Below are 16,169 nucleotides of genomic sequence, written 5' to 3'. Positions count from 1 at the left end.
CCCCTTCTTTAATATCGGCAGATTTGGTATTTTTCTTAAATATTTCTTTTCTTTTTGTTTTTTTAACAATAATCCATTTTATCTTATTGTTTATATAGATTTGTAAAAAGTTGGGGAAGTTCTGCAAGGGATTTTTTACATTCCTCAAGTATTTGTTTGGCCTGGATATTGTTTGGATCAAGATTCAATACAATTTCAAATTGTTTTACTGCTTTACCCTTCATACCTTTTTGAAGATATAGAAATCCTAATTTCCAATGAGCATTTTTATTCATAGAATCTAATTCTAATCCATTTTCGCATTCCTGAATAGCCCTATCAAAATCTCCTTGTTGAAAAAAGACATCGCTTAGTCCAAAAAAACCATAAGCATATAAAACAAAATATTTTTTTATATATTCCATATAATATTTCTCTATATTATCTACCTCTATTGTCCTCAATATTCCTAGTGCCTTTATGGCTTCTTTATAATACTCTCCAGCTTCTTGATAGAGTTTAAAATCATAACAACAATTTCCTAAATTATTAAATGCAACAGCATAACTCATAAATATCCCTAATAATTTTATATCCTCAAAATCTATATCCTTTCTTGTAAAAGAATATCCCTTTCTAATATTAAATTTTCCTTTATCTTTCATACCATAAAACTCTTTAGAACCTGCTTTTTTTGCTACTTCTGGAAAAATTCCGCCATGAATCAAGTTATATGTTTTGGATAATTCATTAACTAAAAGGCTATTCGCCTGTAAATAAATTGGTCGCCTGTCTAAATTATTTTCTATAATCCCTTTTACATTTTGAATAGAAACAGAAGGAATAATTATATCAGGAAATTTACTTCTGGTTTCTTCAATGTAATATTGATAAACTAGGTTTTCACTCACAATAAATGCTGTATCTATACAATGTCTTTCAATATTCTGAAGATACCAAAGAGTAAAAATAGGCTCATTCAATACTCCTCCTTTAAAAAAAACCATTGCTTTCTTTTTAATATACCTTGAAACATTCCTTCCATAATCATAAGCAATATAATGCTTAGAATGGTCAGAGGAATAGTAATTTGCTCTACATTGGAGAATTGGAAGAAGCAAGAAAAATAGTGATAAACCAGCATTAGGGATTAGGGAATAAAGATTAGGGAGAAATTTAGAATACAGAATACAGGAGACAGAATACAGGGAATAAACAGAGTAGCCAATAAAAAGGGCAAAAACCAAGAAAGAGGGAATATAGTAATCCTCAATGTTGGAAATATTGTAACGGATAGCCATAATGATATTGGTAATAACCATTAAAAGTAAATATACACCAATCTTTAGTCTTTTTACAATTAAAAAGATAAAGCCTATGAATCCAAAAGGAATAAGCCAGGGATTGAACTGATGCGCAAAGAAGCCAAGATGGTCGAAAAAACGGGATTTAAGGCTTCCTGTAAGCGACTCTGTGTATAGATGATATAACTTTCCACTTAAATGCTCAACAAACCTTTGCCAGTTATCAGGGCATCCCCAATTAAGGGGAGGATGTATACTTGCTCTGACTGGAATATAAACCCATAAAGTAAGAGGCAAGAGGAAAAAGAAGACAGAAGACAGAAGACAGAATTTAATTGTAATTTCTTTTTGGCTTTTTCTCTATTTTTTATCAATGTAGCCAAGATAAAGAATATACTTGCAGGGACAAGGTAGATTGTCTGGAAGTGGTGGGTGAAACTTAAGCCTAAGATAAAGGAAAACAAATAAAGAAGTCTGGAGTCTGGAGTCTGGAGTCGGGAGTCTTGCCATTTAAGAAGGATAAAGATAATTAAGGTAGCAAAGAAAGCATTTAGGGTATATTTTTCTGCAATCACCGCTTGTTCCCAGAAGGTAGCAGAGAAAGCCAAAATCAAAGATGCAACAACGCTTGAAATTATTCTTCCGTTCTTCCGTTCCTCCGCTCTTCCGCTCACTTTTAAGGTGATAAAATATGTCATCATTACACAAAGGGAGGCGAATAATGCTGATTGCATATTCATCCTGAAGGCAATGTTTCCAATAGGGATTAAGGTTGTAAAAATCTTACCAAACAAAGTATATAATGGATACCCCGGAGGATGGGCAATGCCTAATGAGAAGGCACAGGTTATAAGCTCACCTGAATCATGAAAACCGACGGTGGGGGTTAGGGTATGAAGATAAATGCCGAATGAAACAAAGAAAACAAGAAGACCAAATAAATAATCTATTGTTTTAAACTGCTTTGGAATCATTCCTTCATCCCTTGGCAGTTTCTTCACGACCTAGATTATATACTAAAAATCAATTGAATTCCAAGTAAGAAAGAAAATTATCTCTTAAGGAATTTGTAAAAAATGCCGAATAATAATAATATAGATAGAATTTGGCTCATCACGGATTATGGTGCATAGGATAGGGTTTAAAGATTGTATGTGTTTAACTAAAGCTAAATTTACAATTGGGCTTCTTTGTTAAAAAAGATAAGTATACAATTATTTTTGCACTATAATTATGCAAAGAGCCTTTAATCATAATCCAACACCTCTACCTTTATATTTCCTATATATCCCAATAGTCCAATCTGCTCTCCTATATCTCCCTCTATCAAGGGAATATGCGTTGCATCCGCAGGTGCTTGATTGAATGTTGGGTCAATTGATACCCATTTTCCGCAAAATACTTTAGCCCAGGCGTGGTAATAAAACCTTTTGTCTAAATAGCATAATCCAACAGTCATCTTTGTTGGAATCCCAATAGACCTTGCTAAGGCTGTAAATAATATTGTATGCTCATTGCAATCACCTGTTTTGTTTTTTAAAACCTCAATTGCAGATGGAAGGCTAAACGCTGGCTTTTGGGAAAGGTTAGTACAAACCCATTCCATAAGCAAAATAGAGGCTTTTTGGCTATCTTTCTCTTTGCCTATTATTTTCCTTGCCTGTTCTATAATTCCTTTGTCATTTGATTGGACAAAGGCTGTTTCTTTTGTGAATTCTAAATATTCCTTGATTGGAAGTGTGAAAGCTGTCTCTGGAAATGTATCCTTTTTTATCACAACAATCTTTTTATCCATCTTTATCTTAAAGTAAGAAACCTTCCTTGGCTCTTCTATTATCCTATTTGATGGAATGGATGAGAGGCTTGATATATCTGGATATGAAAATTTAATTTTTTTAGCCTTTTTTTCATCCTCTTTTTTTGCCAGAAAACCATAGGGAAGGTATGCCTTCAATATCTTTCCATCCCTTGTAGTATAAAGCTTTGCCCTGATGTTTTGATATGAAATGATAATGGGATAGGTCTCAAATAGCTCATCATCATACATTATTGTTGTTCTCTTTAAAACCTTAAGGCTTATTCTCTCATCACCCATTATCCCAAATGGGTCAAAGCTTTTTAAACAATAAACCCTTCCTTCAGAAAGAGAAGGCAATGATGATAAAGGAAGAATTTCACCTAGAAAAGCAAAATCCTTTTCTTTAAATTCCCTTTTGACTATTAGCCTCTCTCCAGAATAAATTGAGGCTATTATCTTGTTAGCTACCCTCTCTCCCTTTGCTTCTATCTTGTATTGTTTTGATGAAAGAATAGAGGAAAACGAGGAAAGCCTATAGTTATCATCAATTAAAACCTCTGTTGTGATATTGATAGAAGAAGGCTCTCCAAATGCCTTGACAAATACCCTTGTTTCATTGGATATACTAAATCCAACCCTATTGCCTGGAAATGAGTATGCGTCAATATAGCTCTTTGAAAAGCCAATCTTTTCATTATCAAGGTATATACCAAGGTATTCCTCCCGATAAGGGTCTTTCTTTCCAAGAATGTCGTAATATGTAATATTATAAGACCTTGAAAGAAAACCCTCCTTTTTTAAAAGAAGAGCCATTGTTATAATCCAGGCAAAAACAATCAAAACCTTTAGGAGTTTCATACAGGTTTTAGTATAAAATTGTAATATTTCTGAATTTCCTTTAAGTCTTCTTTTGTATCAATGGATGGTGAGTCGTATTCTGTTGTGGCTACCTTTATTTTATACCCATTTTCTAATGCCCTTAATTGTTCAAGGTCTTCTTCTATCTCAAGCTTTCCCTTTGGAAGGTTGATAAAGGTTAAAAGAAAATCCTTCTTATACCCATAGATTCCAATATGCTTATAATACCTTCCAGAATATGGAATTTTTCCCCTTGAGAAATAAAGGGCAAAATCGTCTTTATCAACAACAACCTTCACAATATTTGGGTTATCTGCAAGGTTTTTGTCTATCTCCTTTTTTAATGTTGCCATTAAAATTGAAGGATTTTGTAATTCTTTAATAACCCCCTGTATCATCTCTGGAGGAATAAGGGGTTGATCGCCTTGAATATTTATAACAAGGGAAACATCAAGGGTTTTAACCACCTCTCCTATTCTATCTGTTCCAGAAGGATGTTCAGGGCTTGTCATTATAACATTTGCACCAAAATTTTCCGCCTCTTTCTTTATCCTTTCATCATCTGTTGCAATAAGAACATTATCCAATGCCTTCTTTGCTTGATTAAACACCCACCAAATTATAGATTTTCCCTTTAAAAGAGCCAATGGCTTTCCGGGGAATCTTTTTGAGGCATACCTTGCAGGAATTACGCCAACGATAGAAGGCATATGGTAAAAATGCTAGTTGCCCAACAATAATAGGCAAAATAGTGAATTTTTCCTCTTCTTACAATCCTTGAAAGAAAAAATAGAGAAAGAAGCCCAACGGTAAATGCAATAATTGTTCCTGAAAGATAGGGGAGGATAAAGATTGCCTCTTTGTTTTCTAATGAATCCTTAAGCTTTAGAATAAATGCCGCAAGAACAGCTGGGATGGATAAAAGAAAGGCAAAGTCAAATGCCTTTTCCCTTTTAAGACCAATAAATAGGCCGGATGAAATGCAAGAGCCTGAACGGGAAATCCCTGGTGCTATGGCAAGACCCTGGAATAGCCCAATAATTAAGGCATCCAGGATAGTCATATTCTCTTTTCTTTCTTTTGAAAACCTTGTAAGAAATAATAAAATCCCTGTGATAAGAAGGAGAAAGGCAACCCTAATTGGGCTTTCAAACAATTTCTCAAGAATGTCTTTAAATAAAATTCCAATGACGCCGGTTGGAATCATTGCTACAATAATAAGAAGTCCTAACCTTGCATCATCATCCCTTTTAAGTTTAAAGAGGGATATGGTGATATTTCTAATTTTTGAAAACCAAAAGACAATTACCGCAAAGAGGGTTCCTAAATGAAGACAAACATCAAAGAAAATTGATGGGTTTCCTATCTTTAAAAGATGGGGAACAATGACAAGATGGGCTGATGAGCTTATGGGAAAAAACTCGGTTAAACCTTGAAGAATTCCAAGAATTATGCTATCAAAAAATGTCATTATTCAGAAAGTATTTTATTCCTTACCTCACTTGAGGAAGAAGATGAAATAACAATATCAACCCTTCTATTAAGGGGAGAATATGGGTCTTTTTCAATTGGCTTTCCCTCTCCATAACCAACAATGGAAAACCTCTTTTTATATATTTCAAGGGAAGAAGGAGAAAGGTCTTTTTCTGCTAAACTAAATAGATATTCTCTAACAGCATTTGCCCTTTTTATGGAAAGCTCCCAATTTGAGGAAAATTCCTTTGTTTCAATAGGGTTTGCATCTGTATGTCCTTCAATCCTTATCTCATTTGGTATTTTTTCTATGAAACTTCCTACCCTGTTAAGAAGAGAGCTATATTTTGGATTAAGCCTTGCACTTCCTTCTTCAAACATAACATCAGAGAGCCTAAAGAGCATCCCCTTTCTTGTTTGGATTGTCTTTACCTTCTCTTTTGTTACCTCATCCTTATACCCTTTTGCAACAGGGGTTTTATATTCTTCCTCTGGAAATTCAACCTGGGCTCCGCTTTTTTCTGGAAAAACGCTTCCTAAAGGGCCTGGCATTATTGATTCCTCCCTTGTTCCTGTAAATAAAGAGAATATCCTTGAGAATGCTATCTTCATTGCATTGTATTTTGATTCACCAATAGCAGAATTAGAAACAAGGATAATAAATACGCCAAGAAGGAGGGTAATCATATCAGCGTATGTTATTAGCCACCTTAATCCTCCAGCTGTTTCACAATGAGCTTCTTCTTTTTTCTTTTTTCTAGCCATTTTCTACTTATATTTTAACCTTATTTTTAAGTCCTGCCTAATATAGTATAATCTCTTAATCCAAATTCCACAATTTTTTTAAACAAAATATATTGACATCTTTCTTAAAAATCTGGTATCCTAATTTTTTAATGGACGGATTGTTATTGATAGATAAACCGAGTGGAATTACATCATTTGGTGTTGTTGCGAAGGTAAAAAAGATTCTTAAAAAAAAGATAGGACATGGTGGAACCCTTGACCCTCAAGCAACAGGTCTTCTTCTTGTCTTTGTTGGAAAGGCAACAAAAATTATACCATTTTTCTATTTCCTTGAAAAGGAATATATTGCTAAAGCAAGGTTTGGGATAACAACAGATACACAGGATATATGGGGGAATATACAATCTGAAAGGGATGCCTCATTTCTTACAAAGGATGATATAGAAAGGATAATTCCAAGATTCACAGGAACAATTGAGCAAATTCCACCAATGGTATCAGCCATCCATCATGAAGGAAGAAGGCTTTATGAATTAGCAAGGGAGGGAAAAATAGTTGAAAGAAAGAAAAGGTCTGTTGTTGTCCACAAAATCTCCCTTCTTGATTTTACTGACGGAAAGCAACCAGAGGCAACATTTAAGGTAACCTGTTCTGGCGGAACATACATTAGAACATTATTCTTTGACATCGGAGAAGCATTGGAGACAGGTGCATCTCTAAGCTTTTTAAGAAGAACAGCCATTGGCAAATTTTCTATTGAAAATGCCCTTACATTAGAGGAATTCAAAGAAAAGACAAAGGAGAAAAAAATGGAGGGCTTTATAATGCCAATGAGCAATTCCCTTTATTTTATGGACGAGGCAGTAATGGAGGATGTTGAAAGAATAATGGAAGGAAGGCAAATTAGGTTTGAAGGAGGTGAGGGTTTGGTAAAAATATCAACAAGGGATGGAATCTTTATCGGAATAGGAGAAAATAAAAAGGGGGTGTTAAAACCTGTAAAGATAATTGCAACCTATGATGACCTCTTATAAAAAGTCAAAATTCAAAAGTCAAAAGCGTGGCAGGATTTTAATAAATGATTATCCACAAAGGTGATATTCCAATCCTAAAAGAGTCTTCCTGTATTATCCCTGGAATCTTTGATGGCATTCACATTGGCCATCAATATTTGATAAAAGGGGCAATAGAATCTTCAAAGAAGAATGGATTTATCCCTATTCTTTTTACATTTTTACAACATCCAAGATGTGGGCAATATATCCTTCAGGAAAAGGAACGAGATAATATCTTTGCTGAATTGGGTATAAAGCACCTTGTTCTTGCTGATTTTAATAGAATAAAAGAGGTGCCTCCCTCTCAATATATAGAGCTTTTGCTTACAAATCTTAAGATGAAAGAGGTCTGGTGTGGCAGGGATTTTTGCTTTGGAAAAGACAGAAGTGGAAATATAGAAACGCTTGAGGTAATGGGAAATGAAAGGGGATTCTTTGTGTTTGTTATTGATGATATTTATTTTTCAAATACCAGAATAAGCACATCTTTAATAAAAGAGCTTCTTTTGCAAGGAAGAATAGAAGAGGCTAATTCCTTTCTTAAAAGACCTTTAAGCTTCTCTGGAAATGTTTTTTCCTCTATAGGAAGGGGAAAAAAATTTGGTTTTCCAACAGCGAATATTGCATTGGATGAAAATTTGTTTTGCCCAAGAAAGGGGGTATATTTTGTAAAGGTAAAGGTAGATGGTAATATTTTTGATGGAATGGCAAATCTTGGGACAAGACCGACATTTGATGGAAAAAACCTTGTCTTGGAAACACATATTTTTGATTTTAATATGGATATTTATGGGAAAGAAATTAGCATATTTTTTCATCAATGGATAAGGGATGAAATGAGGTTCAATAATGAAAATGAGCTTTTTCTTCAGATTAAGAAAGATAAGGAAGTTTGTAGAAAACTATACTAAAAATGTATGTGTTTAGCTGTCCTATATTTAGGCACAAACTAAATAAATCCCAATGCCCAATGACAAATAAAATCCCAATGACCAAATCCCAATGACAAACAAAATCAATTGGACATTTTTTGATATTTGGATTTAGTGCTTTCTTTCATTTTAACTTCCTTTCCCCATCTTATTCTCGTCTACCTAAACACATACCAAAAATCAAAATTTAGCCAAAAAGATATGGGTAAGTTTCAGTGCAATAATTTTTGACAGGGTCAAATTTATAATTTATAATTCTATAAATCATATAAAAGGATGATTTAGAGAAATGAAATACCTTGAGTTTAAGAATATCACAAGCAAATTTCCTATTATCTCATCAAGTCATCTCGTCAGCCTTACCTTAAAACCTCGTTCTTTGAAGAATCAACTGACTATCTGGCAAAAGAAGGGTTTGTTGAAAAAACTTAAGAAAGGGTTATATATCTTAAATGAGCAAGACCGAAAGATTACCCCATCACGGCTTTTCATCGCTAATGCCTTATACTTGCCTTCCTACATCAGCACCGAATATGCCCTTTTCTACTATGGTTTAATCCCTGAGGAGGTTTCTGACCTTACCTCGGTTACTACCAAAAAAACTATGAGTTTTAAAAATGCGTTTGGCAATTTTCATTATCAACACTTAAAACTAGAGCTATTTTTTGGTATGGAAAAGATAGAAGATGAAAACAATCTAGCTGTCCTCATAGCCCATCCTGAAAAAGCCATGCTTGACTTCATCTATTTAAATCTATATGAGTTTAAAGATAAAGGGGTAGATTTCTTTGAAACAGCTTTGAGGCTTCAAAATCTAAGTATATTAAAGAAGAAGAAACTAATGGAATTTGCTAAAAGATACAAAAATAAGGTGCTTATTGATGTAGTGGATAATCTATTGGGTTTTATGAGGGAAAAATGTTAGACTTAATTAAAAAAGCCATCTTAAAGGTTGAAACGCGTGAGGCAAAGGTTCACATTATAAGGGAATTTCTGCAGATGCTCACCTTAAAAATCTTATACGATAGGGGTTATTTCAAGAACCTTGCCTTTGTTGGTGGAACAGCACTAAGGGTTCTTTATGACTTAAGAAGATTCTCAGAAGACCTTGATTTTTCGCTTATCAACAAAGAAGGTTACAATTTTGATGCCCTTTTAAAAAGGGTGGTTTATGAATTAAACAAGAATGGATTTTCTCTGGATGTTAAAGAGGCAAAGGAGAAGACTGTCCAGGGAGCTATGCTTAAATTTAATAATCTCTTATTCACCTTAGATTTATCTTCTCTAAAGAGCGAGAAGTTATCTATTAGAATAGAGATAGATTCAAATCCACCGGTTGGCTGGAATACAAACATCTCTTTGGTAAATAAATATTTTGTCTTTACGGTAACACATTTTGATATTCCCTCCCTTTATGCTACAAAACTCCATGCCTGTTTTTTTAGAAAATATACCAAAGGAAGGGATTTTTACGACCTTTTGTGGTATCTTGGAAAGAAAACATTGCCCAATTTCTGTCTTCTCAATTGTGCTATAGAGCAAACAGAAGGTAAAAAGGGCAATGTAGATGAGGGGAATTTTAGAGATTTTTTACAAGAAAAATTAGCCCGTATTGATTTTGTAAAGGTCAGGAAGGATGTAGAAAGATTTATAGTAGATAAGAATGAGCTAAAATTGTTGGATACCAATTTAATCCTTAATCTCTTTGAGAAAACATTTTAATAATCTCGCCAGGGCGCCAGGGACGCAAACCCAATGAATGAAGAGGATGAATATATTATGAAAAGTAATAAGGATTTAAAAAATGTTAAATTTTGGATTTTGAACTATGGAAATTTTGGATTTTGGATTTTAGTTAAAATAAGGATAAGATTTATAATTTAAAATTTAGAATTCAAAATTTAGAATTTTAAATCTGTGCCTCTGTGGTTATAATGGGCTGAATAGTAACCTTATAATTACCTTTGCAAGCTCAAGGTCAAATGGCGTTGTAATTTTAATATTTCTCTCATCACCCAAAACAATTTTTACCTTAAACCCTGCCTTTTCAACCAGGCTTGCACAATCCGTTCCATAAAACCCAGATTCATATGCCTTTTTATAGGAGGATAGGATTATCTCTTTCTTAAAACCCTGCGGTGTCTGAATAAGCCATAAATTTTCCCTGTTTAAGGTGTTTAAAACCCAACCATCCTTTACCATTTTTACCGTTGCCTTACTTGGAATTCCAGGAACAGCCGCACCGTCATTTTTTGCACAAGAGATAACCCGACCAATCAGCTCCTTGCTTACAAATGGCCTCGCACCATCGTGGATAAGAACAATCTTTGTGTCTTCAGAAAGCATCTTTAAGCCATTATATACAGAATCCTGCCTTTCCTTTCCGCCAATGGCTATTTTTTTTATCCCAAAAATATTGTTTTCCTTCCACCAGTCAAGCCTTTCTTTGGAAACAACAAGGATAATGGATGAAACCTCATTTAATATAGCCTCTATTGTCCAAAATATAAGGGGTTTTCCCTTTAATGGAAAATATAATTTATCCCTTTTTGTCCTGCTAGACCTTCCTGCAGCTACAATTATTGCCTCTGTCACTTGGATGCTTTGGTAAATACTATCCTTCCTGTTGCACTTTGAAGGACATTAGATACCTCTACCTTTATTTTTTTTCCAAGATAATCTGAGCCATCCTCAATAATAACCATTGTTCCATCTTCAAGATAACCCAATCCCTGTCCAAAATCCTTACCCTCCTTTACAACCTGAATGGAAAATACCTCTCCTGGAAGGATAATGGGTTTTAATGCCGTAATAAGGTCATTGATGTTTAGAATAGAAATTCCTTCTATTTGGGCTACCTTACCAAGATTGTAATCACAGGTTAATATTACCCCTCCTATTCTCTTTGCCAGAATTATAAGCTTTCTATCAACCTCTTTTGCCTCTCCTATTGGGTCTTCCTCTATATGGATTGCTGTTTCTTTTTTGAGCTTTTTTAAAACCTCAAACCCCCTTCTTCCCCTATTTCTTTTTAAGGGATCGGATAGGTCTGCAATTGTCTGCAGCTCTTCTAGGACAAACCTTGGAAGGATAATTTCTCCCTCTAAAAATCCAGCCTTTATAACATCAACAATCCTTCCATCAATAATGATGCTTGTATCTAAAACCTTCTTTTTTTCCCCTTTTTTCTTAAATAATCCCAAAACCTCCTGGTATCTTTCTAAAGAAAGATTTGCTCCAAGAAACCCTAGGGTAATTGATATTCCCCATAAAAGAAGGGTGTCTTTGATAAAAGAAGAAAATACACTTGCAACCAAAAGCCCTATTATCAGCCATAAACATAATATAAAAAAGGTTTTAGGTTTTATCCTTCTTAAAAGAAACTCGCATCCTATAAATCCTCCTCCCATTCCTATTCCAATAAATATTCCTAAAGGAAGAGAACCTATTTTTATTCCTAGTAAATAACCCAAATAAGAGGCAAGAAGGAGAAAAATTATTTTTAACATTCTCCTTAACCTCCTTTTTAAAAATTTAAAATTTTTTTATCACCTCCCTTTTTATAATTTTTCTATTCTTCTGTCTTTGTTTCTTTTAAAAGGCTTTTAATCATAGAATCAGCCTCTTTGAACTTTATATTATAAGCATATGCAAGCTCTGTTGTAAGAATATTGCAGGCATTGTCAAATAGCCTTTTCTCTCCAATAGAGAGATTTTTTTGCTTTCTTTTTTCACAAAGACATTTTGCTACCTCTGCCACATTAGAAACAGAGCCTATTTTCATCTTCTCTAAATTCGCTGCATACTTTTCCTTCCAATCTATCTCTCTATTTCCCCTTTTTAATATCTTAAATACAATATTAAAAGCCTCCTTCTCTACAGCCTTTCTTAATCCTATCTTGCTTTCTTGTTCAACAGGAACCATAATCTTCATTTCAGAAGCAGAAAGCTTTATAACATAATATTTATGAATTTCATCCTTAACCTTATGCTCCTCGAGCCTCTCTATTGTTCCTGCACCTTGTAAAGGATAGACCACTACATCTCCTGCTTGAAACATACTCATATTATACCCTAAATCTTAAATAATAGTCAAGAAATCCCTACAATTCAAAAAATTTATATTTCAACTCTCGGCGAATCAGCCCATAATGTCTCAAGCTGATAAAAAGACCTGTATTCTTCTTCAAATATATTAACGATAACAGAGCCATAGTCAATAAGCGTCCAACCTTTTGCATCCTCTATGTGTAATGGCTTTATATTTTTCTTTATTGCTTTATGGATTTCCTCAACAATCGCCCTTGTTTGAACAAGGGAGCGCGATGTGGCAATGATAAGGTAATCTGATATGCTGGACTTTTCGCTTACCTTAAAAACCTTTATATCCTCTGCCTTCTTGGAGAGGGCGGCTTTAACTATCTTCTTTGCTATGCTTTTTGGGTACATATACTATTCCATAGGGAAACTGTCCTTGGATGAAGGAGGGAGCCTTTTTTAAGAACATATTCTATCTTTTGCTTTGTAACCTCCTTTAATACATCATCAATATTGCCTTTTGCCCTCTCCAATAAATCTCCATTTGGACAGGTTTCAAGGTAATCAGCGATATAGAGAACTTTTAAAAGCAAAGGCATATTTGCCATTCCTGTTGAATGAAATTTTATTGCTGTAAGAACCTCTGGGTCTGTAATGCTAAATTTTTCATTAACCATAAACGCACCGATTACTCCATGCCAAAGGCCTGGCTCTTTTTCTTCTATTCTATCAAAGACTATTCTGTATTTTTCAATAAGGCTTTTCATTTCATCCCTTGGAATATCTTTGGCAATATCATGAAGAAGGGAAGCCAATTCTAATTTCTTCTTATCAATATTGTAATGATGTGAAATGTCATTAGCTATTCTTTTTACCTCTTGAATATGAAGAAACCTTTGTTTTGTCATAAGAGAAGCAAGGTCTTTTTCTATATCTCTCATAAATTCTAGCTTATTATAGCAAAGGGGAATAAAATTTGACAAATGGTTTTGCTTTATTTTAAAATATTGGCTATGGAAAAATTAAATAAAACAATTGAGAATATTACAGAAATTGATAAAAGCCTTTCTGAGAAAACCCAAGAAAGGCTTGATTTTCTTACAAAGCCACAGGGAAGTTTAGGAAGGCTTGAGGAATTTGCAAAGGCAATTGTCCTAATTACAGGAAATGAAAACCCAAGCCTTAAAAATAAGGTTATATTTACAATGGCAGGTGACCATGGCGTAGCAGAGGAGGGAGTAAGTGCATATCCAAAAGAGGTAACGCCGCAGATGGTCTATAATTTTATTAAAGGTGGTGCAGGAATAAATGTATTAGCAAACCATATTGGAGCAGAGGTTGTTGTGGTTGATATGGGAGTAGCAGAAAAACTTAAAACTGAAAACTTAAAACTAAAGACTTTTGTGGATAAGAAGATAAATTATGGGACGAAGAATATAGCCAAGGGACCTGCAATGACAAGGGATGAGGCAATATCTGCAATTTGTGCAGGGATTTCTGTATTTGAAGATAGGCTAAAGGATGGAATAGATATTACAGGAACAGGCGATATGGGCATTGCCAATACAACACCATCAAGTGCAATTGCTGCCTCTATCACAGGAAAGCCTATAGAGGATGTTGTAGGAAGGGGAACAGGAATAAATGATGAGATGCTAGAGAATAAGATAAGGGTAGTAGAAAGGGCAATTTCTATTAACAAACCAAATCCAGATGATGGAATAGATGTATTGGCAAAGATTGGTGGATTTGAAATAGGTGGATTAGCTGGAATTATCCTTGCATCATCTTCCCATAAAATCCCTGTTGTAATTGATGGCTTTATCTCAACAGCCGCTTGTTTAATTGCCTATAAAATTTCGCCAAAGATAAAGGATTATATATTTGCCTCCCATTGCTCACAGGAAAAGGGGCATAGAATAACATTGGATTATCTTTGTAAAAAACCCATCCTTGATTTGGATATGAGGCTTGGCGAGGGAACGGGTGCAGCTTTGGCAATAAATATAATAGATGCAGGTTGCAAAATCCTAACCCAAATGGCTACATTTAGCTCTGCAGGCGTTTCTAGAGAAAATCAATTAAAATAAATTGACCGCGCAAATGCTTTACAACTTTATCCTTCTGGTCATATAATAGCGGATAGACATATATCACGATGAAGATTGGAATAATTGGTGCTGGAAATATGGGGGGTGCAATTATAAGGGGAGGGTTGAAAAAGGGTGTATTTAAACCCAATGAAATTATAGCCTCTGATATAAGTGCTAAAAAATTGGAAGCCCTTACCGATACTAAAATAAAGACAACCCAAAATAACCTTGAGGTCTTGAATTTTGCAGATGGTATTATTCTGGCTATAAAACCGCTTGTAATGGGAGAGCTATTAGAGCAAATTAAAGGGGATGTAAAGGGGCATCATATAATCTCAATTGCAGCAGGGATAAAGACAGGTTTTATTGAGGAAAGGCTAAATAATGCAAGGGTAATAAGGGTAATGCCAAATATGCCTTGTTTAATTTCTTGCGGAATATCTGCAATATCAAAGGGAAAATATGCAGATGAATCTGATGTTTCCTTTGCAAAGATGATATTTTCTGCTTTGGGCGATGTTGTAGAGGTAGATGAAAACCTCATAGATGCTGTAACCGCCCTTTCTGGCTCAGGCCCTGCATATATCTTTGTTATAATAGATGCTTTAATCTCTATTGGTATAAAAATGGGTCTTTCAAGGGATATTTCTGAAAGGCTTGTTTTATCAACAATATCTGGCTCTGTTGAGATGTTAAGAAGAACAAAGAAGCACCCAGCAGAATTAAGGGATATGGTTGCCTCGCCCTCTGGAACAACAATATCAGCAATTGAGGTAATGGAGAGAGAAAATCTTTCTGGAATTCTATGGAAGGCTGTTTTAGCTGCAGAGAAAAGGGCAAAGGAATTAGGATGATAATTTCGGATTTTAAGATTTCGGATTTAAAAATTAGAATGAAAAGGTTTTTGGTTTTGCTTATTTTGGCTTTTAACATTGGCTTTAGTCAAGAGGCGAAGAAAGAGGATATCCTTTTTCAAGAGGGGCTATACCATTATGCTCAAGGAAGGTATGACCTAGCAATAAAGGCATTTTCTGAAATTATTGAAATTTGTCCAACATATCCAAAGATAGAGGAGATGCTTGTAGATTCAATAAAGAAAAGGGCGGAAAGTATAAAGATAGTCGGGAGTCGGGAGTCGGGAGTCGGGAGTCGGGAGGAAGAAAAAAAATTAAAACCAGAAAAGCCACTGGAATATGAGGTGTTTAAGGATGATATTACAATCAGGGAAGAAACAAAAACATTAACCGCAGATGAAGAGAATTACCTCTTTGGAAGAAAGATTATATCACTTGGAATGAATGATGAAGGAATAGCATATCTTGAAAACCTTATTAAAGAAAAACCAAAAATAGGCTTTGCTGATAAAATTCTATTTACCATAGGAGAGGCAAAAAGGGATGTGGAGGCAATAAACAAGCTATTAAAGGAATATCCAAAAACCCCATTAAAATATGAGGCAAGGCTTCTTGCCTGCGAGCTCATTTTTTCCAAAAAGGATTATAAAACCTCAATTATTGAGTATATGAAGCTTATCAAGGAGATAGAACAGGGCACCATTACAGACTTATTTTCCCATCTTCCTCCAAAGATAAGAAATTCAGATGAAATAAGGGTATCTGCTCAGATTGGTCTTGGAGATAGTTATAAAGAGCTTGGAGATTATATCCAAGCAATTGTAGAATATAAGAAGGTTTTGGATGAATATCCAAAGATAAAGGGCGCTGATGATGCAGGGTTTTACATTGCAGATATGTATGATAGGTATCCGAAGGTGAGGGATTTTATAAGGGCTATAGAATTCTATGGAAGGCTTATCAGGGAATATCCAGATAGTAAGTGGGTAGATAGGGCAAAACAAAGGAAGAAGCATATTGAGGAGAATTATCTTTAAG

General features: G+C 34.6%; 18 protein-coding genes. 7 read left to right on the top strand and 11 right to left on the bottom strand.

The genetic code is table 11. The features are described 5' to 3' along the window. Positions 1–83 precede the first annotated feature (83 nt). The 6 genes from AB1630_01720 to AB1630_01695 all read right to left on the bottom strand — a co-directional run bounded on the left by AB1630_01720 (position 84) and on the right by AB1630_01695 (position 6,177). On the bottom strand, positions 84–1,580 hold the full coding sequence (locus AB1630_01720) for a tetratricopeptide repeat protein (protein ID MEW6102528.1): 1,497 nt from the start codon (positions 1,578–1,580) through the stop codon (positions 84–86). After that, positions 1,478–2,257 (bottom strand): DUF2723 domain-containing protein, encoded by a 780-nt coding sequence (locus AB1630_01715; GenBank protein MEW6102527.1) that lies wholly within the window; start codon positions 2,255–2,257, stop codon positions 1,478–1,480. The genes AB1630_01720 and AB1630_01715 overlap by 103 nt, the downstream gene beginning before the upstream one ends. Positions 2,258–2,529: 272 nt before the next feature. After that, entirely contained in the window at positions 2,530–3,939 is a 1,410-nt protein-coding gene (locus tag AB1630_01710) for a transglutaminase-like domain-containing protein (protein ID MEW6102526.1), read from the bottom strand. Next, entirely contained in the window at positions 3,936–4,649 is a 714-nt protein-coding gene (gene kdsB, locus AB1630_01705) for a 3-deoxy-manno-octulosonate cytidylyltransferase (protein ID MEW6102525.1), read from the bottom strand. Before kdsB ends, AB1630_01710 begins: the two co-directional genes overlap by 4 nt. Continuing rightward, positions 4,628–5,410 (bottom strand): undecaprenyl-diphosphatase UppP, encoded by a 783-nt coding sequence (gene uppP / locus AB1630_01700; GenBank protein MEW6102524.1) that lies wholly within the window; start codon positions 5,408–5,410, stop codon positions 4,628–4,630. The genes kdsB and uppP overlap by 22 nt, the downstream gene beginning before the upstream one ends. Beyond that, positions 5,410–6,177 carry a flagellar motor protein MotB gene (locus tag AB1630_01695; GenBank protein MEW6102523.1) on the bottom strand — a complete coding sequence of 256 codons (768 nt, stop codon included), beginning with the start codon at positions 6,175–6,177 and terminating at the stop codon, positions 5,410–5,412. The genes uppP and AB1630_01695 overlap by 1 nt, the downstream gene beginning before the upstream one ends. Positions 6,178–6,308: 131 nt before the next feature. Here AB1630_01695 and truB point away from each other — a divergent pair, with 131 nt between their 5' ends. The 4 genes from truB to AB1630_01675 all read left to right on the top strand — a co-directional run bounded on the left by truB (position 6,309) and on the right by AB1630_01675 (position 9,868). Then, entirely contained in the window at positions 6,309–7,193 is an 885-nt protein-coding gene (gene truB, locus AB1630_01690; protein ID MEW6102522.1) for a tRNA pseudouridine(55) synthase TruB, read from the top strand. Between the two features lie 44 nt (positions 7,194–7,237). Beyond that, positions 7,238–8,125: a riboflavin biosynthesis protein RibF gene (gene ribF / locus AB1630_01685; protein ID MEW6102521.1), complete on the top strand. Its 888-nt coding sequence runs from the start codon at positions 7,238–7,240 to the stop codon at positions 8,123–8,125. A 310-nt stretch (positions 8,126–8,435) separates the two neighbouring features. Then, on the top strand, positions 8,436–9,071 hold the full coding sequence (locus tag AB1630_01680; GenBank protein ID MEW6102520.1) for a hypothetical protein: 636 nt from the start codon (positions 8,436–8,438) through the stop codon (positions 9,069–9,071). Then, a complete protein-coding gene (locus AB1630_01675; GenBank protein MEW6102519.1) occupies positions 9,065–9,868 on the top strand; it encodes a nucleotidyl transferase AbiEii/AbiGii toxin family protein in 804 nt (267 codons plus the stop codon). The genes AB1630_01680 and AB1630_01675 overlap by 7 nt, the downstream gene beginning before the upstream one ends. A gap of 207 nt (positions 9,869–10,075) precedes the next feature. Here AB1630_01675 and ispD read toward each other — a convergent pair whose 3' ends face one another. From ispD to yqeK, 5 genes are all read right to left on the bottom strand, one after another. Then, positions 10,076–10,741: a 2-C-methyl-D-erythritol 4-phosphate cytidylyltransferase gene (gene ispD / locus AB1630_01670; protein MEW6102518.1), complete on the bottom strand. Its 666-nt coding sequence runs from the start codon at positions 10,739–10,741 to the stop codon at positions 10,076–10,078. After that, positions 10,738–11,655 carry a TRAM domain-containing protein gene (locus AB1630_01665; GenBank protein ID MEW6102517.1) on the bottom strand — a complete coding sequence of 306 codons (918 nt, stop codon included), beginning with the start codon at positions 11,653–11,655 and terminating at the stop codon, positions 10,738–10,740. The genes ispD and AB1630_01665 overlap by 4 nt, the downstream gene beginning before the upstream one ends. A gap of 62 nt (positions 11,656–11,717) precedes the next feature. Next, a complete protein-coding gene (locus AB1630_01660) occupies positions 11,718–12,206 on the bottom strand; it encodes a CarD family transcriptional regulator (GenBank protein ID MEW6102516.1) in 489 nt (162 codons plus the stop codon). A gap of 59 nt (positions 12,207–12,265) precedes the next feature. Next, positions 12,266–12,595 (bottom strand): ribosome silencing factor, encoded by a 330-nt coding sequence (gene rsfS, locus AB1630_01655; GenBank protein ID MEW6102515.1) that lies wholly within the window; start codon positions 12,593–12,595, stop codon positions 12,266–12,268. Next, entirely contained in the window at positions 12,577–13,125 is a 549-nt protein-coding gene (gene yqeK, locus AB1630_01650) for a bis(5'-nucleosyl)-tetraphosphatase (symmetrical) YqeK (GenBank protein MEW6102514.1), read from the bottom strand. Before yqeK ends, rsfS begins: the two co-directional genes overlap by 19 nt. Before the next feature lie 72 nt (positions 13,126–13,197). Between yqeK and cobT the strand changes: the two genes are divergently transcribed. The 3 genes from cobT to AB1630_01635 all read left to right on the top strand — a co-directional run bounded on the left by cobT (position 13,198) and on the right by AB1630_01635 (position 16,168). Then, complete coding sequence (cobT, locus tag AB1630_01645) at positions 13,198–14,274, top strand: nicotinate-nucleotide--dimethylbenzimidazole phosphoribosyltransferase (protein ID MEW6102513.1); 1,077 nt, start codon at positions 13,198–13,200, stop codon at positions 14,272–14,274. A 68-nt stretch (positions 14,275–14,342) separates the two neighbouring features. Continuing rightward, positions 14,343–15,131 carry a pyrroline-5-carboxylate reductase gene (gene proC / locus AB1630_01640; protein ID MEW6102512.1) on the top strand — a complete coding sequence of 263 codons (789 nt, stop codon included), beginning with the start codon at positions 14,343–14,345 and terminating at the stop codon, positions 15,129–15,131. A gap of 38 nt (positions 15,132–15,169) precedes the next feature. Further along, on the top strand, positions 15,170–16,168 hold the full coding sequence (locus AB1630_01635; GenBank protein MEW6102511.1) for a tetratricopeptide repeat protein: 999 nt from the start codon (positions 15,170–15,172) through the stop codon (positions 16,166–16,168). Position 16,169: the final 1 nt, after the last annotated feature.

Source organism: bacterium, assembly GCA_040753555.1.
Lineage (GTDB): Bacteria > UBA9089 > UBA9088 > UBA9088 > UBA9088 > JBFLYE01.
The sequence above is the reverse complement of the archived record's forward strand: the minus strand, read 5'-3'. Positions and strand labels throughout refer to the sequence as shown.